Origin of the sequence: Microbacterium sp. bgisy189 (assembly GCF_965345345.1) — a bacterium.
GTDB lineage: Bacteria > Actinomycetota > Actinomycetes > Actinomycetales > Microbacteriaceae > Microbacterium.
Genome location: NZ_CBDRMZ010000005.1, coordinates 1 through 22,392 on the forward strand (window position 1 = coordinate 1; position 22,392 = coordinate 22,392).

The 22,392-nt window shown below is 66.5% G+C and carries 14 protein-coding genes; 5 read left to right on the forward strand and 9 right to left on the reverse strand.

Going from position 1 to position 22,392, the window contains the following annotated elements; all coding sequences use genetic code 11:
* The 4 genes from ACSF8R_RS08140 to ACSF8R_RS08155 form a co-directional block, all read right to left on the reverse strand.
* Positions 1-431, reverse strand: a 431-nt coding sequence (locus ACSF8R_RS08140; protein WP_434811364.1) for a hypothetical protein, incomplete at its 3' end; no start/stop codon positions are given.
* Positions 424-903, reverse strand: coding sequence for a hypothetical protein (locus ACSF8R_RS08145; RefSeq protein WP_434811365.1), 480 nt, complete (start codon positions 901-903; stop codon positions 424-426). The genes ACSF8R_RS08140 and ACSF8R_RS08145, both read right to left, overlap by 8 nt.
* A gap of 1,109 nt (positions 904-2,012) precedes the next feature.
* Positions 2,013-3,059 carry an NAD(P)-dependent alcohol dehydrogenase gene (locus tag ACSF8R_RS08150; RefSeq protein WP_434811366.1) on the reverse strand — a complete coding sequence of 349 codons (1,047 nt, stop codon included), beginning with the start codon at positions 3,057-3,059 and terminating at the stop codon, positions 2,013-2,015.
* A gap of 1 nt (position 3,060) precedes the next feature.
* Positions 3,061-3,411 carry a TfoX/Sxy family protein gene (locus tag ACSF8R_RS08155; protein WP_434811367.1) on the reverse strand — a complete coding sequence of 117 codons (351 nt, stop codon included), beginning with the start codon at positions 3,409-3,411 and terminating at the stop codon, positions 3,061-3,063.
* A 239-nt stretch (positions 3,412-3,650) separates the two neighbouring features.
* Here ACSF8R_RS08155 and ACSF8R_RS08160 point away from each other — a divergent pair, with 239 nt between their 5' ends.
* The gene (locus ACSF8R_RS08160; protein ID WP_434811368.1) at positions 3,651-4,334 is read left to right on the forward strand and encodes a hypothetical protein; all 684 of its coding nucleotides are present in this window, start codon (positions 3,651-3,653) and stop codon (positions 4,332-4,334) included.
* 53 nt (positions 4,335-4,387) lie between these two features.
* On the opposite strand, the gene ACSF8R_RS08165 is transcribed toward ACSF8R_RS08160, so the two are convergent.
* Positions 4,388-9,964 carry a PKD domain-containing protein gene (locus ACSF8R_RS08165; RefSeq protein WP_434811369.1) on the reverse strand — a complete coding sequence of 1,859 codons (5,577 nt, stop codon included), beginning with the start codon at positions 9,962-9,964 and terminating at the stop codon, positions 4,388-4,390.
* A gap of 499 nt (positions 9,965-10,463) precedes the next feature.
* Between ACSF8R_RS08165 and ACSF8R_RS08170 the strand changes: the two genes are divergently transcribed.
* The 3 genes from ACSF8R_RS08170 to ACSF8R_RS08180 are packed head-to-tail and all read left to right on the forward strand — an operon-like array spanning position 10,464 to position 13,116.
* Positions 10,464-11,984, forward strand: coding sequence for a sugar transferase (locus ACSF8R_RS08170; RefSeq protein ID WP_434811370.1), 1,521 nt, complete (start codon positions 10,464-10,466; stop codon positions 11,982-11,984).
* A gap of 2 nt (positions 11,985-11,986) precedes the next feature.
* A complete protein-coding gene (locus ACSF8R_RS08175) occupies positions 11,987-12,544 on the forward strand; it encodes a UDP-N-acetylglucosamine--LPS N-acetylglucosamine transferase (RefSeq protein ID WP_434811371.1) in 558 nt (185 codons plus the stop codon).
* On the forward strand, positions 12,541-13,116 hold the full coding sequence (locus ACSF8R_RS08180) for a glycosyltransferase (protein ID WP_434811372.1): 576 nt from the start codon (positions 12,541-12,543) through the stop codon (positions 13,114-13,116). The genes ACSF8R_RS08175 and ACSF8R_RS08180 overlap by 4 nt, the downstream gene beginning before the upstream one ends.
* A 21-nt stretch (positions 13,117-13,137) precedes the next feature.
* Here ACSF8R_RS08180 and ACSF8R_RS08185 read toward each other — a convergent pair whose 3' ends face one another.
* The 4 genes from ACSF8R_RS08185 to ACSF8R_RS08200 form a co-directional block, all read right to left on the reverse strand.
* Positions 13,138-13,767 carry an AMIN-like domain-containing (lipo)protein gene (locus ACSF8R_RS08185; protein WP_434811373.1) on the reverse strand — a complete coding sequence of 210 codons (630 nt, stop codon included), beginning with the start codon at positions 13,765-13,767 and terminating at the stop codon, positions 13,138-13,140.
* A gap of 23 nt (positions 13,768-13,790) precedes the next feature.
* Positions 13,791-18,542 carry a PKD domain-containing protein gene (locus ACSF8R_RS08190; protein WP_434811374.1) on the reverse strand — a complete coding sequence of 1,584 codons (4,752 nt, stop codon included), beginning with the start codon at positions 18,540-18,542 and terminating at the stop codon, positions 13,791-13,793.
* Positions 18,543-18,649: 107 nt separating this feature from the next.
* Positions 18,650-19,564: a glycosyltransferase family 2 protein gene (locus tag ACSF8R_RS08195; RefSeq protein WP_434811375.1), complete on the reverse strand. Its 915-nt coding sequence runs from the start codon at positions 19,562-19,564 to the stop codon at positions 18,650-18,652.
* A gap of 147 nt (positions 19,565-19,711) precedes the next feature.
* Positions 19,712-20,641 carry a sulfotransferase gene (locus ACSF8R_RS08200; protein WP_434811376.1) on the reverse strand — a complete coding sequence of 310 codons (930 nt, stop codon included), beginning with the start codon at positions 20,639-20,641 and terminating at the stop codon, positions 19,712-19,714.
* Between the two features lie 168 nt (positions 20,642-20,809).
* Between ACSF8R_RS08200 and ACSF8R_RS08205 the strand changes: the two genes are divergently transcribed.
* On the forward strand, positions 20,810-22,366 hold the full coding sequence (locus tag ACSF8R_RS08205) for a Wzz/FepE/Etk N-terminal domain-containing protein (protein WP_434811377.1): 1,557 nt from the start codon (positions 20,810-20,812) through the stop codon (positions 22,364-22,366).
* The last annotated feature ends 26 nt before the right edge of the window (positions 22,367-22,392 follow it).

The following is a 22,392-nucleotide window of genomic DNA, read 5'->3' on the forward strand; positions in this document are numbered from 1 at the left end:
CCTAGTGCAGTGCGGACCGACTTGATCTGGAGGTAGCGAAGACCGGACGCAAGCGCTGTGCACGACCATCCGTGCTCTTCCTCACAAGGCAGTGGAGTCACCTGAAGAGTGTCGCCCTCGGACCCACCACCGGAGAACACGAGTTGCTCCCACGGGGTTGCTGTCCTCGGGTCAAGCTGAAGTCCTTCAAGCACATGATCGAAGTCGTCTCTTGAGGGATCCATGATCCGCTCATGGAACAGCGGGAACAGTTCGTCACTTTCGTAGTGCGCGCCCAGATCCTTGAAGCCGAGCAACGGTCTGAAGCCTTCGGCGGACGTCGCCGCCTGGAGGTACTCGAACCGATATTTGACGCCGTCGTACCCGAGCAGTCCAACGGGGATCATCGCGCGCGTCGTCGGTTGCTGCCACAGAACAACGAGCTCAGTCACGCGCTCCGGAAGCGTTCCAGTCAACATCGCAGATCCTCCTTCCATTGATCTCAAGAACGTTGCTTGCAAATCTACGCGCTACCTCAGACACTCCGCCGATGCCATCAAGAAGCTCCTCGAAATCGAGCGCAGAGATCCGCGTTGCGAGCGTTTCGAGCCGCGCTCGTCCCTCGGCGCTGCAGTAGCTCGCGGCATTCGCCGCAAGATCCACCAGGCTTGTCGTTCGGTCGCCGTCAAAGCGGCGGGCACGCCCCTTCTTGGCGAAGTCCTCCATCGCGCGCGGGTCGTTGAGTCGCGCGACTCGCTGGTCATCGCTGAGCTGGAAGCCGAGCGAAGCCTCAAGGTCGTAGGACGGTGCGAGCGCGTCAGGTAGACCATCGAGACTCGATTGAGCGCGGAGAACCGACCAGTTCTGCTCATGACGATCCCCATTGCCAATCAGCGCGTCCAGGACAAAGTAGCTCACCATCACCTCAACAGCGGATGCGCCTGACCACTCCTCCCGACCGGGGGCGGACCGTAGCCTGAAAGCGTGCGGAGGATGTTGTCCACCGAGTGACCCAGCGATGCTGTCTTGTCGCGAGCAGAATCGCGTGTGGCGACGCCGATCTCGTGGAGCATCGCCAGGCGACCCGTGACCATGTCGTACCCGCTGACACGTACGTTTCGGACGATTACCCCCGCACTGCCGGCACGCACAGCCAGGCGTGACTCTGCCGAAGGAATCTCGAGAACGCGAGCCAGCTCCGATCCGACGCACTCAGTCCAATCACCGATCTGGCGCACTCCGTTGGCTTGCTCCGTAGCGGGTTTGAATAGCCAGTCCGAGTCAAAGCGCGACGACGAGCCACCGGGCTCTCGGATCCACGTCTTCGCTGATGCTCCACGGGTCTCTACCCTGACCGCCTCCCAAGACGTAACGTCGATGCGATCGGCGCTCGTCTCTGGCATGGCACGAGTCTATGGATAGCTCCGTACATCTCACGTGAGCCTGATCCGCATGCCGCTCGAGGATCCCCTTCCCTACCAGCTCGGGCCGGTCCCGGGCCGGGAACTCGGCTGAAACCACCCGAAACCAACCGCCACCAACGAGGACGACTTCCGCGGAATCACGCGGCGAACGAGCACTCGTGAGCACCCGTAAGCCTCGCGCATACAACTGAAAATCGTGAGGTCACGGGATCGACGCCCGTCGGAGCCACACGGACCGTCGTTACAACGGTCCCAGAAACCCTCGCCTAGCTTCTACATGGCGGGGGTTTTGCTTTTCCCTGGTCAGGCCGCGACCCTCGTGAGCACAGCGTGCCCATCGGTGCGCCACCGCTGATCCAGGTTGTCGGCGAACTCCACCGACAGCACCGCGTAACGATCGCTGTTCATATATGGACGAAGCGTGCGCCGCTGCTCAGACGGGTGCTGCGGGAACGACCAGGTGTATTCGTCGCCGGGCGCGTTCTGCCCCACGATGAACTGGCCGGGCGAACGTTGTGATCCATGTGGGCATGTCGCCCCAGATCTCATTCATGCCGTACCCCCCTACGACGCGTTTGGACCAGCCTTGCACAGGTCGCGCGGCCGCCCTCAGCCCGCGAGCGTCGCGGTGTCGATGACGAAGCGGTAGCGCACATCGGATGCCAGCACCCGCTCATACGCCTCGTTCACACGATCCGCGGCGATCACCTCGACGGCGGGCGCGATGCCCTTCTCGGCACAGAAGTCGAGCATCTCCTGGGTCTCGCCGATCGAGCCGATGCTCGATCCCGCGAACGAGCGGCGGTTGCTGAACAGCGTGAACACGCGCACGGGCAGCGGCTCGGGCGGCGCGCCGACGTTGACGAGGGTTCCGTCCAGCCGCAGCATGCGCAGGTGCGCCTCGATGTTGATCGGCGCGCTGACGGTGTTGATGATCAGATCGAACGTGTTGCGCAGTTCGCGGAAGACGCTGCCGTCGGCGGTTGCCAGGTGCCGCGTCGCACCGAAGGCGAGGCTGTCGACCTCCTTCGACGTCGACTGCGACAGGACGGTGACTTCGGCGCCCATCGCGGCTGCGATCTTCACGGCCATGTGTCCGAGGCCGCCCATGCCGACGACGGCCACGCGCTTGCCCGGCCCGGCACCCCAGTGGGCGAGGGGCGAGTACGTCGTGATGCCTGCGCACAGCAACGGCGCGGCCGCCTCATACGGGATCGATTCGGGCACGCGCAGCACGAAGTCCTCGTCGACGACGATGTGGGTCGAATACCCGCCCTGTGTGATCGTGCCGTCACGGTCGACGGCCGCATAGGTGCCGGTCATGCCGTTGAGGCAGTAGTTCTCCATGCCGGCGAGACAGTTCTCGCACTCGCGGCACGAGTTGACCATGCAGCCGACCCCGACCCGGTCACCCACCGCGTAGCGGGTGACGTCGGCGCCGACCTCGAGCACCTCGCCGACGATCTCGTGCCCCACCACCTGCGGGTAGGCGATCTCGCCCCACTCCCCACGCACGGTGTGGATGTCGGAGTGGCAGATGCCGGCGTAGCGGATCGCGATGAGCACGTCTGTCGGGCCGACGTCACGACGCTCGATCGTGACGGGAACGAGCGGTTCAGTCGCGGACGGTGCGGCGTAGGCGTTGACGGTTCGCATGTCATCTCCCTTTCGTGGAGGTGCGGGGCTTCTTGATCTTCGGCGGTAGGTCCGACACGCGGGCCAGCGACTCGGCGACCCATTCGTCGATCTGCTCGTCGGTCGGGTCGACGACCCCGGCGAACCCGGTCATCGTGCGCTCGCCCATCCTCATCTCGTGCGCGCCGCGGGCGATGGCATCCGGCATCCCGTCCCGCCCGACCGGGATCATGAGCTCGGTCTGCCCGAGGCCGACGATCATGTGGCCGTTGAAGGTCCAGCACAGCCCGCCGAACATCTTGATCTCAGCAACGTGATCGCCGCACGGAATGTGGACCCGGATGCGATCGGCAAGCGCTTCGTCGTATGCCATGGCGTCAGCGTATCCCGCATGGCTTTGGCCTGGCGCGCGAGCGCTAGACTCCCATCATCGCTGAGACGGGGAGCGACATGGGGCAGATCTTCCGACGGCCGAACACCATCGCATGGGGTGCGGCATCTGCGCTCGTTGGCGCGCTCACGCTCTCGTCCTGTACGTCGGGTACGCCGCCACCGAAACCACCCCCGTCGCCGACCGCCTCGCCCACGCAGACCACCGAATCGCGAGAAGGCATGACGGTGCTGTTCGCGATGGAGTTCGACACGACGGACACGCTGGCAGCGACCGCGGATGCCGACGTCGTCGTCTCACAGGAGGAGTTCTTCGGTGGTGGGCTCGCGACCGTGACCGCCGCCGACGGCATCGGGACCGCCTTGGCGTTCCCACCGTTCGCCGACGGCGAGGAGGAACCCGGCGTCGGCATCACGGTGCTCGGCCCCGGGGTCCCGGAACCTGATCCGGCGGCAACCGCGTTCGGGTTCGGCGCCGATGTCAGGATCGAAGGTGGGGCACAGTCCTCTGCCGCCGATAACGGTGACAATGTGATCCAGCGCGGGCTGGCGGCCGACCTCGCCCAGTACAAGCTGCAGGTGGACAACGGTCGACCGTCCTGCAGCGCAACCGGATCTGCGGGACGTGTGCTCGTGAAGGGCGATGCCCTCGTCGACCAGACCTGGTACCGAGTCGCGTGCCGCCTCGACGCCACCGGCATGACCCTCACGGTGACCGACCTCGACACCGGCGAACGCGGTGAATTCACCGAGCCCGGGACCGTCGGCGCAGTGACGTTCGATGAGAACGTGCCGCTGGCGATCGGGCGGAAGGCCGGCGCGGATGGCGTCGGCATCTTGAAGCAGCCGGACCAGTTCAACGGATCGCTCGACGCGGTGTGGGTCGGGGAGACCGTCGCCCCCTGACGCGTGACCTTGGCGGGGGCAGCCGGATCTCACGGCTGCCCCCAAGCTTCGCGTCAGCCCGTGACGACCACCTCGCGCGTGATCGTTCCGACCTTGCCCCACCCGTCCGTCGCGGTCAGCGTGACCGTGTAGGTTCCTGCGGCCGGGAAGGTGTGGCTGTTCGGTGAGGTCGACGTGCTCGTCGCCGTGCCGTCGCCCCAGTCCCAGAGCCGAGTGACCACATCGCCAACGTTCGGGTCGGTGGTCTGCGAACTCGTGAACCCGGTGCACACGAGCCCCGAGCAGCTCAATCCGTTGTTCGGCACCGTCACGTTCCCGATGATAGGCACCGGCGCATCGTTGCCGACAGGCTCGACGATCGTGACATCCTGCGTCGCGGTCGCGGTGAGCCCGTACTCGTCACGGACCGTCAGCGTCACCGTGAAGGTTCCCGGGGTCGTATAGGTGTAGCTGACCTGTGCACCCGTGCGGGTCGTGGTCCCGACCCCGACGGCCCACGTGTACGTCAGCCCGGTCGTGTTCTCGTCGGTCGAGGACCGTCCGTCGAGCGAGCACACCGGAGCCTTGGCCTCCTGGTTCGCCGTCTGGTTGCCGGTCTGGCACGTGACGTTCGCCACGGCGACCGGCGGCTCGTTCGGCGGTTGGTTCACCGTCACCGTCACATCCACCGTCGGGTTCGTCGCGAACCCGTGGTGGTCGACGCCCCGAACCCGGACCGTGTACACACCCGCCGGCACAACGGGGGACGTGTAGTTGTAGTTGGATCCGGGAGACCCGGGCGAGTTCAGGAACGCCGTCCGCCAACTCTCGTTCGCGCTGGTGAACGTTCCGTTGCTGCCCATGTACAGGCCGGCCTCGTTGCGGATCGCCACCTGCGCGGCATCGATCTGTCGATCATCTTCCACACGTCCGGTGACCTGAATCCGGCCGTCGTTGAAGACCGCTCCATCGGTCGGCTGCAGCAACGCGAGCACGACGCTCGGCGGTTGGTCCCCCGGGTAGAGCACGTAGCGTGCCGTCGCCCCCGACGTCGAGGGGTCCTGCTGCCCGGCCGTGTCGACGGCGAACGCGGTGACGTCCCAGCTCCCCTCGGTCGGCAGCGTGAGCGCCAACGACCAATTGGTCGTCGTGGCACCGCCGGTCGCCAGCGAGGCCGGCAGATCTGCGTAGGCTGCCGAGACGGTCCCGTTGGGCTGCAGGTACCGGTCGGTGTCACGGTCGCGGAACGCCACCCGCACGCCCTGCACTCCCAGATCGTCCGTCGCCGAGCCGGTGAGGTTCAGCGCGAGGGTCTGTCCGCCCGTCTGGGTGCCCGTGACATCGAGCACCGTTTCCGGCGGCGCGTCGCCCGGAATCTGCGCGTTCAGCGTCAGCTTGCCCTGGTTCGCGCTGGATGTGGAGATGCCGAGGTCGTCCGTTGCGCGCACGCTGAACGTGTAGGTGCCAGGGCGCACCGTGAAGTTGGTCGTGTACGACCAGTTCGCGTTCTGCGCACTCAGGTTCGCCGGCGAGACGCGGTACCAGCCCGCCGAGTTGTCGACCGCCCAGGTTCCGTCCGATGCGAGCGCCTCACGGGTGCTCGTGTTCCGCAGCTGGATCTGGATCACCCGCACCGTGTCGTCGTCGGATGCGGTGCCGCTGAACGTGATCGGCGATCCAGGTGTGATCGTGACGGCTGGAACGGCTGTCGGCGGAGTCATTGCGACAGGCGCGCTGATCACAACCTGCGGTGCCACCGCAGACGCGGTGACCGTCCACGTGCGGTCGAACGTGTCCAGCGAGGACTGCCCGGCGACATCGCGCGGGACGAGCTGCATCCGCCACAACCCCTCGTAGGGCACCGTCACCTCGGTGGACCACGTTGTACTGGTGGCACCGACGACGTCAGGCGTGATGTTGAACGAGTTGTACGTCGAGCTGGCCGTGCCGTCATCCTGCAGGTAGCGGTTCGACTCATCGCGAATCGTGTAGCTGATCGACTGCACGCCCTCGTCGTCGGTGGCAGACCCGGTGACGGTGAAGGTGGTCGTGGGCACGATGCCCGGCGACGGCGTCGAGAACGACGCGCGCGGGGCCTCGTCCTCGTTGCTGAAGGACTCGAACTTGTTGACCGCCTTGCTCGCATCCTGGCTGCCGTTGAGTGCAACCGTGCGCGCCATGACTTCGAGGTTGCGGTTGGTGGCGACGGTGAGCGCCAACGACCAGTCGGTCTCGGTGGCGCCCTGGTTCGCGAGGACGGCGTTGATCGTGTTCGCTCCGCCCCACGTGACGAGGTCGTCCTGCAGGTACCGGTTCGCGTCGCGGTCACGCACCTCGATCTGGACGCGATTGACGCCGCTCGTCGCCTTCGCCGTGCCCGTCATCGTGAACTCCTGACCGGTGACGACGACTCGGCCTTCGATCGGATGCGTGATGTCGGTGTCGTTCGCCTGCGGTGCGGTGGACGGCAGGTTGTAGACGGCGAGCCGTCCCACATTCTGCGCCCCCTGCGTGGTCGCGTCACCTCCGGTCACGAGCCCCCACGGCGTCAGGAGCATCGCCTTGTTGCCCTCGAACGAGTTCGAACCGGGGTTCCAGTGCAGCGCCTTGCCGTTGGTCGGCGAGATCGACCCCACGTGATCGCGGCGCAGCACCTCGTCTCCGAGGCCGTATCCGGACAGCCCCTGACCCGTCCCATAGCCCTGGTCGTCCAGACCCGGCCACGGATCACGGGACTCCTGCGATTCGATCCAGCTGAAGTGTCCGCCCATGTACACCGAGACCTCGGAGATCGCGACGGAGTAGATGCTGTCGAACGCCCGCGAGATCCAGAGCGGCTCCACGAAGTCGCCACCTGTCATCGGGAGCGCGACCGCGGTGTCGTTGATCGGCGGCCGGTCGCCACCCGATCCGCTCGTCACGATCATGAACGAACCGTCGGGCGAGATATCACCGCCGTACGCACGTTGGATGCCGCCCACATAGGTGAGGTTGTCCTCCCACAGTCGCGTCCGCCAGGGCAGCAACTCGCCGGTGACGACGTTGATGAGGCCAACGCCGTAGCGGTCCTGTCCGGCAATCTGCCGGCCCGTGTGCACGACCATCAGTGTCGAGAAGTCAGGCGAGAGTTTGAGCTCCTGCACGTTGAGCTGGCCGTTGACACCGATGCCGCCGCTGATGTCGTTGTTCCAGGTGCCTCGCGGATTTTGGCCGCTGCGACCGACGAGCGCGCCGGTCGTGGCGCTGACTGCGGCGAGGCCGCGCTTGTCGGCCGCGTTGATCTGCGTGAACTGCCCGCCGAGATAGACCGTCGTGTTCGTCGCCTCGAGTTCGGTGCCGGCGCCGTTCGCGTTTGCGGTCCAGCCGGTCACCGTCGCACCCGTCGACGGGTCGATGGACGCGAACTTACGCTTGGTGATGCCGTTGACGGTGTTGAACCTGCCGGCGATGAACAGCTTCGTCCCGTCCGGGGAGGCCTCGACATCCTGCACGGTGCTGTCGAAGGTCGGCCGGAAGTTCGGGTCGACCAGCCCCGTGCGCACGTTGAACGCCGCAAGGTAGCGCTGGGTGTAGTTCGTGGTGTTTCCGCCGGCGTTGTTGCGGATGCTGGTGAAGCCGCCGACGACGAACACACGCTCGCCGATGATCTCGAGGTCCCAGATCTCACCGGAGGTGATGCGCGGCATGTTGGTGAGAACCGTGTCCGACACCTCCGTGGTGTGTCCGGGGCCGGTGGTGGTCGGCGCAGGACTGACCTGGCGCGTCGCCTGTGCAGTGTTGACCCCGTCCGAGACCACCAGCACCACCGAATACGTGCCGCCTTGCGCGTAGGTGCGTTGAGCAGTCACCCCGTCCGCGGTGCCACCGTCCCCGAAGGCCCACGTGTACGTCAGGTCGTCGTCTTCCGCATCCGTGGTCCCGCTCGCGTCGAACGAGCAAGCCAGACCCGAGCAGGTTGCCGTGAATGCGGGCGTCGGCGGGGTGTTTCCGGGCGTTGCCTCACTGCCCGGCAGAACTGCGATGGCGACCTGCACACCTCGGCTGGCCGATGGGCTCGTCGACGCCTGCGGCGTTCCCGACGTCGGTCCGGCGACCGGAGCGTCGGAGTCGCCGATGATCTGACTCACCTTGCCGGATCCGGTCGCTGCACCCGCGGTGCGTTCGGTGACGGAGCTCGGCAGATCCCACGTGATCGTCTGCGAGGTCTTCTCGGCCCACAGGTTCACAAGCCATGAGGCGGTTCCTTCGATCGCCACGGCAGGGGCGGTGTGGGTGCTCGCCGACGAGCCGACGGCCTTGCCTTCAGCGGCGGTGATCGACGGGATGCCGATCGTGGAGCGGTAGCCGAGCACACTGACCACCGACTTCAGCATCGACGACGTCGACACGGTGACGTTGGTGTTCGCGTCGCCGGCGCCCGCTGTCCGGGTCCAGACGCGAGTGCGGATGCCGTCGCCGTTTACCGCTTCGATCTCGGTCCAGCCGTTGGGGCCGGAGATGGTTCCCGTCGTGCTGTTGACCGTGATGGCGAGCACGAGCGCGTCACCGACGCCGATCGTCGACGGCATACGCACCGTGTGTTGCGTCCGCGCACCCGATGTGCTGGCCGCCCCCGACGACGACAGCTGTCCGACGGTGGCGTCGAGCGGCGCCGGACTCACGTTTCGAGTGGTCTGCGCGGTGTCGACACCGTCGCTGACCGTGAGCGTGACGGTGAACCCGCCGGCCGCGGTGTAGGTCCGTGCGGCTGTCACGCCGGTCGCCGATTCACCGTCCCCGAAGTCCCAGGTGTACGTGAGCGTGTCTCCGTCGGCATCGCTGCTGGCGCTCGCGTCGAACGCACAGTCCATGCCGTCGCAGTCGGCGACGAACGATGCAGTAGGTGCCGAGTTGCCGGGTTCTGCTTCGGCTCCAGGCGCGACGGCGAGGGAGAACTGCACCCCGCGTCCGACGGCGACACTGGTTGTGGATTCGAGCGCGGCCGAGATCGGGCCCGCGACGACACCGTTCGAGTCGGCGATGACGTGGCTGACCTTGCCGCTGCCAGTCGCCGCCCCGGCGGTCCGCTCGGTCGTGCCCCCGGGGAGCGTCCACGTCGTCTCGGTGGACGACTTCTCCCCCCAGATGTTCACGAGCCAGGAATTCGCGCCGGCGATCTCGACGGCGGGCGCGGTGTGCGTCGTGGCGCTGGTGTTGACGACCGTGCTCTCGGACGCCGAAATGGATGCGGTCCCGATCGAGCTGCGGTACGCGGCGACACTGACGACGCCCTTCAGGGTCGAGCTCGTGACCACCGTGACGTTCGAGTTCGCGTCACCGGCGCTCGCCGACTTCGACCATACGTACCCCCGCACACCGTTTCCTTCGACCGATTCGACCTCGGTCCAACCAGTGGGCGCGGCAACCGTGCCGGTCGTGCTGTTGACGGTGAACGCCAGCACGAGCAGGTCACCCGATGCGATGGACGTCGGGATGCGGACCGTGTGTTGTGTCCGCGCGCCAGAGGTACTGGCAGCGCCGGCCGACGACAGCTCGCCGTCGGCCGCGTGCGCCGCGGGTGCCGCGACGAACGTGAACAGCGATGCGAGCAATGCGCCCACGACGAGGGCGATGACCGGCGGACGTACCCGCCCGGTGAGTGTCGTGCGCATGAACAGTCCCCCAGATTCCCATCAGCCAAGGGATGCGCGGGAGGTGGGGCGTATCGACGGCGAGGCCGGAGCGCCGACTTCGCCGCTCCGCGCACACGCTCTCGATGCGTACGATCGCCGAACGAAAGACGGCGATCTCCCCAGATCCAAACGCAGTGGCCCCAGACCACTGTCCCGAGGGAATTATGCGCGCGCACCACCGCCTGCGCAAGAACGAATTTCGACGCCCTCGTCGACCGCGTCGCGAGCCGATCGCACCTCGCTTTGAACATCCGCTGAACACACGCGGTACAAAGCCCTTCCAATATCGCGGAACATGGGTATAGAGTCGGGGCCACGTGCAGGTGCAGACCGGGGGGTCGGCACCGAAGAACTGGGGTTCGGCACGTACTGGGGAAATATCTGGGGATCAGACGGAGCGTGCTCCGTCTGTCGGTCTGTTGCTGGGGAGCATGATGCCGACGGTAGTGGTGACTGCGTTTGACGGGGTGAGTCCCCGATGACCGCGCTCGACGACGCGTCTGGAGCGCTGACGACCGGGGTGCTTGCGCCACCGTTCGCTTCAGCGGCGACGGCGTCCGCGCCGCGAATCTCGCGCGCGCTGGAGCGACGGCATCGGTGGGAACGCCGATTCCGTTGGACGTTGCGCACCACGGACGCGGCCGTGGTCATCGCCACGTGTCTGCTCGCAGTGTTCGTCGCTGTCCAGTCCGCGGGTTTCGCGACGTGGACAGCGGCCGGCATCGCGGTAGTCACGGCGTTGGCCACGGCCGCGTGCTGGCTCGCGATGCTGTCGTTCTTCCTCACCCGTGCGACAGGTGTCATCGGCTCTGGGGCGACGGAGTACTGGCGCGTCGCGCAGGCCACGGGAATGTCGTTCGGATTGCTTGCAATCGCATTCATCGCCTTCGAGTGGGACGGGATCCGGACGCAGCTCCTGTTCGCGTTGCCGGTCGGACTGGTCGCGCTCCTCGCGGGTCGCTGGCTGGCGCGACGGTGGCTCGTGGGACAACGCGCGAGGGGGGCCTGCACGTCACGTGCCCTGGTGGTCGGGAGTCGCAGCGACATCGAGTACGTCATCCGCATACTCAGCGGGAGTCACCTCGGATACCAGGTGATCGGTGCGTTCATCGAGGGCGAGGAGGTCGACGCCCTCCGGGTCGACGCCGCGATCTACCCCGTCTTGCGGTCACACACGATCGCCGAGTCGGCCAACGTGCTGGATGCCGACACCATCATCGTCGCCAACCGACCCGCTGATGACCCCGACTACATCAAGCGCCTCACGTGGGAGCTCGAACGGACGGCGGCTGAGCTCGTCGTCTCGAGCCGGATCACCGACGTCGCCGGACCGCGCATGTCGCTGCGCCCGGTCGAAGGGCTCCCGCTGCTCCACGTGCAGATCCCGACCTTCGAGGGCGGGGCGCACGTCGCGAAGCGCGCACTCGATGTGGTTGCTGCCGTCTGCGCGCTGGTGTTGTTCGCGCCATTCGCGGCGATCATCGCGATCGCCATCAAACTCGACTCGCCCGGCCCGGTGTTCTTCCCCCAGGCACGGGTCGGGCGGGACGGTCGTCACTTCCGGATGCTGAAGTTCCGTTCGATGACGGTCGATGCCGAGCAGCAGCGTGAGGCGCTGATGTCGGCCAACGAGGGCGCGGGCCCGCTGTTCAAGATACAGAACGACCCGCGAGTCACCCGGATCGGACGGATTCTGCGGAAGTACTCACTCGACGAAGTACCGCAGTTCTGGAACGTCCTGAGGGGCGACATGAGTGTCGTCGGCCCGCGCCCTCCTCTCCCGCAAGAAGCCCTCACGTACGACGGCACCGTCTTTCGTCGGCTGTACATCAAGCCGGGCATCACCGGCCCCTGGCAGGTCGGCGGACGCAGTGACCTGTCGTGGGAGGAGAGCGTCCGCCTCGACCTCCGCTACGTCGAGAACTGGTCCGTCCTGTCTGATCTCGTCCTGATGTGGCGTACCGCCAAGATCATGATCCGGCCGCAAGGAGCGTACTGACCATGTCCAGGTCGAACCCTCCCGCTCGCGAACGTCGCGCCACGCGACTTGCGCGCAAGGCTGCCGAAACGCTTGCCCATGACACCGCGATCCACCCGAATCCGAGTGACCGCGTCGTGCTCGCCGGATCGTCTGGCGGGCACTTGGCCCAGTTGTTGCCGCTTCGCGATCTCTTCGCTCCCGATCACCGGACGTGGGTGACCTTCCAGACCCCGGATGCCGTCGGTGCGCTCGCTGAGGAAGGCGACGTGGTGTGGGGCCACCACCCTACGACCCGCAACATCCCCAATCTGCTGCGCAACGCGGCACAGGCCTGGCGGGTCATGCGTCGGGTGCGGCCCGACTATGTCGTTTCGACAGGTGCGGCCATCGCGTTGCCCTACTTCGTGCTGAGCAGGCTGTTCGGAGCCCGCACGATCTACATCGAGGTGTACGACCGGGTCGACAGCGCGACATTGACCGCGCGCCTCTGCCGCCCGTTCACCGACCTCTTCGCCGTGCAGTGGCCGGAGCAACGGCCACTGTTCCGAGGCGCCGTCGTGATCGGACCGCTGCTGTGACGCCGGACTCCTGTCCCACATGGGCCGAGGGGAAGCGCACGCTGCTGGTCATCGTCGGCACCGATCGGCACCCGTTTGCGCGCGCCTGCGAGTGGGCCGATGAGTGGGCCTCGTCGAATCCGGATCACGATGTGCTGGTCCAGCACGGCTTCACGAATGCGCCGCACGTGGCGCGGGGGGTTGAGATCCTCGCCCCACAGCAGTTGGGCGTCGTCCTGGGCGGCGCACAGCTCGTCGTCACCCACGGCGGCCCTGGCACCATCTCCGCCGTCCGCGCAGCCGGGAAGTACCCGATCATCCTGCCGAGAGACCCCGAACGCGGCGAACACGTCGATGGGCACCAGATGCGATTCGCAGCGTGGGCCGCAGAACACGGCCTGGGAAGGGTCGTATGGGATGCCGCACAGCTGGGGAGTGCGCTCGAGGCGGCTGGCGACGTCAGCGCGACCGGCAACGTTGATCCCACCGCGCAAGTGCGCGAGAGTGTGACCACGCTCGGCATTCGGATCGGCGAGATTCCGGCGATGCGTCGCAGACGGCGATCGGTACTGCGCCTCGGCCGCACCCGCTGATCGTCAGTCGGCCTGAGGCCGCTATTGCTCGTGCTGGAATGAGACGACCAAGTCGGACCCGTCGACGCTGACCGTAAACGGTCCTTGCCAGGACGTGCCGATGCCGAATACCACGGTGCCGGCGACGTTCGTGGCGAGCAGCACCTGTCGGATCACCGGGAGGTCGTAGGCCTCGTTCGTCACCACGTCATCAGCGATCGCACCGTCGACGCTTGGTGTCGAACGCGTCAGCGTGACGGTGAGTGCCGCCGAGCCTTCGAGCATGAGCGCGTCGCCGTTGTCCCGTTCGACCCGGTCGACGAAGCGAATGTCGTACCCCGGGACCGCCCCGTCCTCGAAGGTGAAGGTGAGCGTGTCGCGGTCGCCCCCGCTCCGCGCCGTCACCGCGCGCAGCCGACCCTCGACATCGCTGTCCTCTGTGCGAGGCGCGACGCTGTCCTCCTGCGGCGCGGCCGGCGACAGCGAGGGCGCCGGCGTGATCTCGACCATCGACGGCGAAGGCTCGGGTGAAGCCGCCGGTGCGGTCGTCCCTGTCTCGTCAGCGCGCGGCGTCGCACCGGGCGTGCCGACGCATCCGGTGAGCAACACCCCGACGAGCACGATGCCCAGCGCGCCGATGCCGCAGACCCTTCGGTGCAGATGATCTGGCATGCTCTCCCCCTGAGCGCTCAGCGTCACGCTGCCGGTTGGAGGACGAGGGAGAGGAGGAATGCCTTGTTGCTCGCCACCGATGCGGTCGCGGTCAGTCCACCCGCATCACCGGCAGCGATCGGTCCCGAATCGGCAGCCAACGCATCGACATGCCCGTTCGACGAACCGGTCGTCGCGTGCCGCTCCTGCGTACCCGCGGGGGCCGTCAACGTGTTCGTCGTGTTCCCCTTCACACCCCAGTACGACACCAGCATCCCGTTCTGCACGCCCGCAACCTCCGGCGTGACGAACGAGGTCGTCGTCGTCGACTGGAACGCCGACTCCACAGCCGCGACCGGATCAGCAGCATCCACCCCCCGGTAGACCAACAGCGAAGACGACGCCTTCACATACGCCGACGCCGTGGGCGTCACCGTCGACCCCAGATCAGCCGCCGTCGCGACCCGAGTCCACACCCGACCCAACACACCATTGCCCGACTGCCCCGCAGCCTGCTCCGTCCACCCCGCAGGCGCCGTCACCGTCGCCGAAGTCGAGTTGCTCGTGTACACCAGCACCATCAGGTCACCGACCTCGGTGTCCGCCGGCACCGCGGTCGGATGCGTCAGCGAGTTCCGGTTGCTCGACTCCTCGCCGACGAACGTGATCTGCTCCGCCAGCTCCGCAACAGACACCGACTCCGACACCGCAGCCGACTGCCCCTGACCATCCGTCACCGTCAACGTCACCTCATACGTACCTGGCGCAGAGAACACATGCTCCGCAGTCTCACCCGAAGCCGTCCCATCACCCCCGAAGTCCCACTCCCACGCCGTCAACGGACCATCAGCATCATTCGACCCCGACCCATCGAACGAACACGCCAGACTCGAACACGAGACCTCGAACGCAGCGGTGGGTGGCATCTCCGGTTGTGGCCCTGCCGGTTGGAGGACGAGGGAGAGGAGGAATGCCTTGTTGCTCGCCACCGATGCGGTCGCGGTCAGTCCACCCGCATCACCGGCAGCGATCGGTCCCGAATCGGCAGCCAACGCATCGACATGCCCGTTCGACGAACCGGTCGTCGCGTGCCGCTCCTGCGTACCCGCGGGGGCCGTCAACGTGTTCGTCGTGTTCCCCTTCACACCCCAGTACGACACCAGCATCCCGTTCTGCACGCCCGCAACCTCCGGCGTGACGAACGAGGTCGTCGTCGTCGACTGGAACGCCGACTCCACAGCCGCGACCGGATCAGCAGCATCCACCCCCCGGTAGACCAACAGCGAAGACGACGCCTTCACATACGCCGACGCCGTGGGCGTCACCGTCGACCCCAGATCAGCCGCCGTCGCGACCCGAGTCCACACCCGACCCAACACACCATTGCCCGACTGCCCCGCAGCCTGCTCCGTCCACCCCGCAGGCGCCGTCACCGTCGCCGAAGTCGAGTTGCTCGTGTACACCAGCACCATCAGGTCACCGACCTCGGTGTCCGCCGGCACCGCGGTCGGATGCGTCAGCGAGTTCCGGTTGCTCGACTCCTCGCCGACGAACGTGATCTGCTCCGCCAGCTCCGCAACAGACACCGACTCCGACACCGCAGCCGACTGCCCCTGACCATCCGTCACCGTCAACGTCACCTCATACGTACCCGGCGCAGAGAACACATGCTCCGCAGTCTCACCCGAAGCCGTCCCATCACCCCCGAAGTCCCACTCCCACGCCGTCAACGGACCATCAGCATCATTCGACCCCGACCCATCGAACGAACACGCCAGCTGCTCGCACTCGAGAGTGAACGAAGCCTCCGGCGCCGAGAACACGTGCTCGACGTCGATGGACTCTTCGGCCTCGGACGTCTGCCCGGCCGAGTCGGTCACAGTGAGGGTGATCTCATAGGTCCCGTCTGCGGCGAAGGTGTGCTCCACCTGCGGGCCGCTGTCGTCGGTCTCGCCGTCGCCGAATGCCCACGCGTACTCAGCGATCGGCCCTTCCGCATCTGCTGATCCGGACCCGTCGAACGAGCAGACCCGCCCGTCGCACGACACCTCGAACGCCGCCTCCGGCTCTGCGTCGAAGAACTCCACCTGCGTCGGAACGGTGACCGAGTCCGTCGCACCGGCATCGTCGGTGACGGTGAGCGTGATGTCATACAGCCCCGCGGCGGCGTAGGTGTGCGTGGGGTTCGCGGCCTCACTGCTCTCGCCGTCGCCGAAGTCCCATAGATAGTCGGTGATCGTCCCGCCGACATCGCTCGATCCGGCGGACGAGAACTCGCAGACCTGGTTGTCGCATTCCACCGCAGCCTGCGCGGTGGGCGGGAAGTTCGGCGCCGAGCCGTCCTCGGACTGGAACGCGAATGGTGCAGCGGCGAGCCAGTTGGTTCCGTCTTCATCGGGGCCCGAGACCGTGGTCGCGGTGCCGGGCACGAATCCGCCATCCGCCCATTCAACGCGGACGAGCGAACCATCCGATTGCACGGCGAAGACCCAGTCCCCGGCGAGGAACATGCCTCTGACGGATGCGAGGTCGAGACCTGCGATCGACCCCGAGGCGGTGTACTCCGCCGCGCCGACGACATCGTTCTCGGCCGTGAAGTACCGCATCTTGAGAGCCGTGTCACCGGTCTGCGTGTAGTACATGCGCCCGTTGTCGTAGAACACGCCGGTGATGCGCGATGCGTTCGTTCGCCAGGCCGTCAAAGGCACGAGTGCGTCGTGCGTATCGACCGCGACGGGCTGGCCCCATGTCGCTCCATCGAACGTGCGCCGCACAAAGCTGCCGTCGCCCTGCACGAGGTACACGACCCCGTTGAGCATGAACGCTCCGCGCGTGCCGGTCCAATCGATGACGCCGCCGGACTCCGTCGTCGCGCCGACATCCGTGCCGGAGAACGCGATTGTGCGGACGAGGTCTGCAGTGTCGACGGCCTCGACATCCGTGCGGACGATCTCGATGGCGTTGATCAGCGGGTTCTCCACGACGTGGCCGAAGTCGATGTTCACGGTGCCGTCACTGACGATTTCGAAGGCGCGCATCGTGCCCACGTTGGTTGCGCCGGCGGCGTCGATGATGTCGAAGTCGTCGAGCACCAATGCGCCGTCGAGGCGGATATCGGTCACACGCGTCCCCGGCGTTGCAGTGCCGGCGTACCGGTTCGCGAAGTACAGGCGCACCTCGATCGGCGTGCCCGCTGTCACCGGGAAGCTCCACTGCATCTCAGGTGCGCCGCCGTCGTCCCAGCGCTCCTGATCGAAGATGCTTGCCGGGGTACCGGCGGGCACCGTGCCGTCGAAGGTCACGCTCGGCGAGTAGGTCGCGATGTTGGACCCACCTTCCCGGTAGGGACTCGTCGCATCGGTGTCAGCGGCCCAGTCCGGGCCGGAGTCCGCGCTGACGACGGCGGGTCCGGCGGCGTTGATGCGGTACAGCACCGGCGAGTTCGACGCGTCCGCCTTCGGCGCGAGCAGGACGATGTTCGCCGGCAGGTCTGGCGCGGCCGTCTCGGGCAGATCGGTGCCGCCGGCCAGCGGGAAGTAGGCGACCCGTCCGTGGAACTCGCCGTTGACCCACTCTGTATCGGATCCGATCCACAGCCCGGTTTCGGTCGCGAGCATGTCGAAGACGCCTACGCCACGCGTTCGCCCCGGGTTCCAAGACAGCGGCAGACCATTGGCCGGGTCGAGCGCCGCAATGCCCTCGCGTGCTACGGCCCCCGCACCCGCCTGGTCGCCGGCGAACGGGTTGTTCTCCCAGCGCATGTGACCGCCGACATACACCGCCGCACCCGTCACCTCGACGGCGTACGTCGTGTCACCACCGGTCGTGTTGATCCATTCCGGCCGGATGGCGGCACCGGTGCGATCGGTGTCGAACCGCGCCTGGGTGTCGCAGGGTGCCGTCGGCCCACCGTGCGCACCGGTCGTCGTCACGACGAAGAAGCTGCCGTCCGGTGCGAAATCGAGGTCACGCATGTACGTGTTGAAGACCGACGCGCACTGGTGCTCGTAGAATGTCGTCTGCCAGTTCGCGACGGCCGCGGAGGCCGCGGACGTGTCGAGCATGAAGATCTGGCGACGGCTCTCCCCCGCGACCGTTGTGAAGTTCCCGATGCCGACCAGGCGATCACCGTCGGCCGACACGTCGATCTTCGTGACCTGGGTCGTGCCGCCGTTGTGCTGGCCTTCGACCGGCAGCGCCATGAACGCGTCCGCGTTGCCTGTTTCGGCATTCAGCGTGATGAGCTTGCCCTGGGTCGAGCCGGACATGCTGGTGAATGAACCGGCGACCCACAGTCGGCCGTCGACAAGACGCAGGTCGCGCACGTTGCCGTTGCCCGCGACGTTCCGGAATCCCGCGACGTTCGTGGCCGTCGCGATATCGATGCGAGCGACCTTGCGTCGGGTCTGGCCCGCGATGTTGTTGAAGTTGCCGCCGAAGTACACACTCGTTCCGTCGGCCGCAGGGATGATCGCCTCGACCGTCGAGTCCGGTGCCGGATTGAACGGCGTGATCGCGCCCGTGCTCGCATTGAACGCGACCACGTTCTGACGGTTGTACGTCTGCGTGCGCGCGGCGTTGCTCACTTGGGAGAAGCTGCCGCCGAGGATGATGAGCTCACCGACCTGGGCGATGGTGTTGACGTCACCGTCGAGAACGTGCGGCGTGTTGTTCGCAGGATTGTCGCTGACGACCCGCGTATGCGGTATTTCTGCGGCCGTGGCCGGTGGTGCGCTGAGCGGCACGGTGAGTGCGGCGACAACGACGGACGCGACAAGTATTCCCCAGCGGCGCATAGCTGCTCCAGATTCCCCAGTTGTACGCAGGGTTCCCCAACCCGGCGCGTGCGCCACACACTAGTCCCTTCAGGTCGACGCGAACAAGCCCCGACTTGTAACGGTCTTCAGATGCCGCGCCCTCGCTTGTGTGCCATGTCCATCAGCCGCGGTGCCGAGACAAGCCTCAGAGCGACGGCTGCTCCGAGGTACGCACGACGCTCACGCGGGTTCCGACGCCACGCCGCGTACGCCGTGCTCAACGCTTCTCGGCGCCGCCCGACGGCAGCCAAAGCGAATGCCTTGCGGCCGTACAGCAGCGCACAGCCCTTGGGGCTCTCCAGGAACTCGGGGTGCTTGGTGAGCATGTAATCCATCGCGTCAGCGATGATCTGCCATCGGGTTGAGAACAGCGACTGGCCCCACCGGACGCGCACGAGCGCCTCAGGGACGACGGCGAAGCCACCCACTTTTGCGGCCCGAAGAATCCAGTCGTAGTCCTCCGCGTAACTGCCTGGCAGCGCTTCATCGACGAGGCCAATCGGACCCTCAAGCGCCGACCGCCGAACCATCACCGTCGATGGGTGCGCTTCCATGACACGGTCACGGATCAACTCCGCGAAGTTCATCCGAGACGGCGTAGGGATTCGAACGTTCTGATGCTCGCCGTAATCGATGATGATGCCCGTCACCGAGGTCGGATGTCCGGACCGAATCAGCTCATCGATCTGGCTCGCGACTTTGGACGGCAACCACTCGTCATCATCGTCGCAGAACGCAACGAACGGTGCGGATCCAGCAGTGATACCGGTATTGCGCGCCCCTGCAAGCCCCGGCGTCCGTTCGTCGTTGGCGACAACAATGACACGCCGATCATCGCCTTCGCGCGCCAATGACAGATCAGGATCACTTTGATCGAACACGAGATAGATCGTTATCCTCCCGGCGTAGGACTGCCGAAGGACCGCTTCGAGCGCTACTTTCAGCAGTTCAGGCCGGTTGTGCGTCGCAATGATGACATCCACGTCGGGCAGATCGCTCAAGTGCGCACTCTGCTCCCCCGTGGTGGAGTGTGACTTCTCCACCTGCTCCCCCAGTCTTCCAGCCGGCCGCGACATCCCCATTACGCACGCGCCGGATCGCGCCCATGCTAGGCGCCCGACCGGGTTGAGGCAACAGCCGTTCGTCTGTCAGCGTCGCGGATACCCCATCCACAGTCGCAGCGGTGCTGTCAGCAACGCGACCAGGTATCGCCGCCTCCGGGGCATCGAGGTGCGCCACGCATTGTCCTCGCGTATGACGACCGGCCCCTCTCGAAAGCGCATCGGATTGCCGCCGATCGAATGACCGCGCTCGAGCTCCACGCCCACGCCCTGCTCGATGCGAGGCGTGAAATCGCCTGGCAGCGCGAGGCCCCGCCACACCTGCCGCAATGCTTCCGACGGGTTCCGCACGAAGTCCTCGTATCGCAAACGGCGCACAGGCCTGCGCGCCAGTCGCACGAGTGCCACGAGGAGATTGTTGGAGGACCACAGCAGTGACGCGCGAGACGAGGAGTAGCGGGTCATCCCTTCACCGCGCTCTGCGGTCTCGGGCCGGCTGACCTCCTTTGACCAGGAGTAGGCGACGGCGACGCTGTCGCGTATGAGGTGCAGCACGCGCAGATCGATCCCGGTGTCGTTCGCGAGCACGGCGGCGGTCGAGGCGTGCTTCGAAGAGTCCACGACGATTTCCGCCCCGGAGACCGAGGCGGCAGCCTCGTATACCGCCCGGTAGTACCCGGTGTACTGACGCATCGCGGCTCGCGTACGCCTGGAGAACGGCCGGAGCGTTCGCGGAACATGACGCTGCCGGTCCACCTCGCGCTGCAACGCGAGTACGCGATCGACGTCGAGCATCGACCATCCACCGAACGCCCGCTCTCCGACTGCTGTCCAGAACGGACAACGGTCGAACGGCTCGCCGCACCCGCAGAGCTCGTTCTCGACGACGCCGCGACGCCACAAGTGGACGACCTCACCGAGCGAAACAGCCTGCGGAGCAGCCTCGACGACTCGTTCCACCAGGGTCGATCCGGAGCGCCCGAAGCCCCCGACATACAGGACGGTCGGCGCGGTCATGGAGCATCCTGTCCGTATTCACACCAACCAGAAGCTTGCGCGCTCATCGACATGCCCGCCATATTAGGGTGTACGTCACCACTGGGGAGTGGGTCGTTCGCTGGGGGAAGCGGGACGTTTGTGGACGCATTGAGAACCGATGTGGGAAGAGTCGATGCATCGCGCCAGATGGACGCGATCAGGCGACGGTGGTTGCTGATCGTCGTGATCACGCTGCTGTTCGCTGCGGCCGGGGCTGCCGCGACGTACTTCCTGCCCAAGACATACGCATCGACGACGAGCGTGCTGGTCGCGCCTGTCACCAGCAACACGAATGCGTCGGTCGCCAACGGCCGCACCAACGGCGAGATCAACCTCGACACCGAGGCGCAGATCGTGCGATCGGTCACCCTCGCCGACCAGGTGGCCGCCGACATCGGCACAGATCTCACAGCCCGAGAGATCGCGGCTGCGGTCTCGGTCACGGTCCCCGCGAACAGCCAGGTCCTCAACATCACGTTCGAGGCCGACTCTGCGGAGGCCGCGCAGCGAGGCGCTGAAGGGTATGCGAGCGCCTACCTCGCACAACGCCGCGCCGGGAGCGAAGAGGCGATCGCCGAGGCCAAGGCGGGCATCGAGGCGCAACTCGAGACCCTGCAGGAGGAGTTCGCCGAACAGACGACACGCAGCCGTGACGAGGACCTGAGCGACGTCGACCGTGCGATCGCGTCCAGTCAGCGCGAGACACTCGTCGATCAGATCGCCGCGCTGAACGCCAACCTGTCTGCGCTCACGCGCTCGGCGGTCAACCCCGGCCATGTGCTGAGCGCAGCCGACCTCCCCCGCGACGCGACATCGCCGAGCTTCGTGGTGAACACCGCGATCGGCATGGTCGTGGGCATTCTGGCGGCACTGTCGTTGGCGGTGATCCTGGGGCAGTTCGATCACCGCATCAGGAGCCCTCGAGACGTGCACCCGCGACGTCGCCTCCGGACGCACGACGAGCTGCTCTCCAGCACGGGCGGGTCGGATGATCACGACCCCGGTCTCGAAGAGGAGGTCGATCAGCTGAGGATCGCGATCGACTCGTCGGCGGCGGGCGACCCCGACCGTGTGCTGGTCACCCCTGTCGGATCGAATTCGGGGAGCGACTGGATCGCATTGTCACTCGGCCGCGCGTACGCCCGGCGCCTGGGCTCCGCGGTGTACGCGGTCATCGATCCGACGTCCGACGTGCCGCGCGAGCTGGGCATCGACGGTCCCGGCATCACCGATCTCATCAATGGCGCGGACGCCACCGCGATCGAGGTGGACGCGACCGGGCTGATGGCGATCGGTCCGGGAAGTTCACCCCAGCAACTCGGCAGGCTGCTCCAGCGGCCGCGCTCGGTCACCCGCATCCTCGGTCTCACCGATACCGTGCTCGTGGCCGCGACGCCGTCCGTGCATGACTCCGCCGGCGCGCAGGCGATGCTTCGGACGATGGACCGCGTCGTGGTCATCGGTCGCGCAGGTGGGGTCGATGACCGGGATCTCGCCCGGACACTCGAGTCGATCGAGCGCTCCCAGTTCACCGGAACGATCGTCGTCGCGCTCGTCGCGCCGGATCGCAGACCTCGACGGGCGCGACACCGCGACGCCGTCCCCGCCGAATCCCCCGCGCAAGCAACCGAAGCCGACACCGAAATGCGCTTCGACGACACCGCGGTGGGCCCCATCCTTGCGAGGACGACGGGCGGCATCTAGATGCGCGGCGAGTCTCCGGTCTCGTC

Coding starts and splice junctions, on each gene's coding strand:
- ACSF8R_RS08150 (WP_434811366.1), bottom strand. CDS start 3,059: ATGCGAACCGTCAACGCCTACGCCGCACCGTCCGCGACTGAACCGCTC.
- ACSF8R_RS08155 (WP_434811367.1), bottom strand. CDS start 3,411: ATGGCATACGACGAAGCGCTTGCCGATCGCATCCGGGTCCACATTCCG.
- ACSF8R_RS08160 (WP_434811368.1), top strand. CDS start 3,651: ATGACGGTGCTGTTCGCGATGGAGTTCGACACGACGGACACGCTGGCA.
- ACSF8R_RS08165 (WP_434811369.1), bottom strand. CDS start 9,964: ATGCGCACGACACTCACCGGGCGGGTACGTCCGCCGGTCATCGCCCTC.
- ACSF8R_RS08170 (WP_434811370.1), top strand. CDS start 10,464: ATGACCGCGCTCGACGACGCGTCTGGAGCGCTGACGACCGGGGTGCTT.
- ACSF8R_RS08175 (WP_434811371.1), top strand. CDS start 11,987: ATGTCCAGGTCGAACCCTCCCGCTCGCGAACGTCGCGCCACGCGACTT.
- ACSF8R_RS08185 (WP_434811373.1), bottom strand. CDS start 13,767: ATGCCAGATCATCTGCACCGAAGGGTCTGCGGCATCGGCGCGCTGGGC.
- ACSF8R_RS08190 (WP_434811374.1), bottom strand. CDS start 18,542: ATGCGCCGCTGGGGAATACTTGTCGCGTCCGTCGTTGTCGCCGCACTC.
- ACSF8R_RS08200 (WP_434811376.1), bottom strand. CDS start 20,641: ATGACCGCGCCGACCGTCCTGTATGTCGGGGGCTTCGGGCGCTCCGGA.
- ACSF8R_RS08205 (WP_434811377.1), top strand. CDS start 20,810: ATGGACGCGATCAGGCGACGGTGGTTGCTGATCGTCGTGATCACGCTG.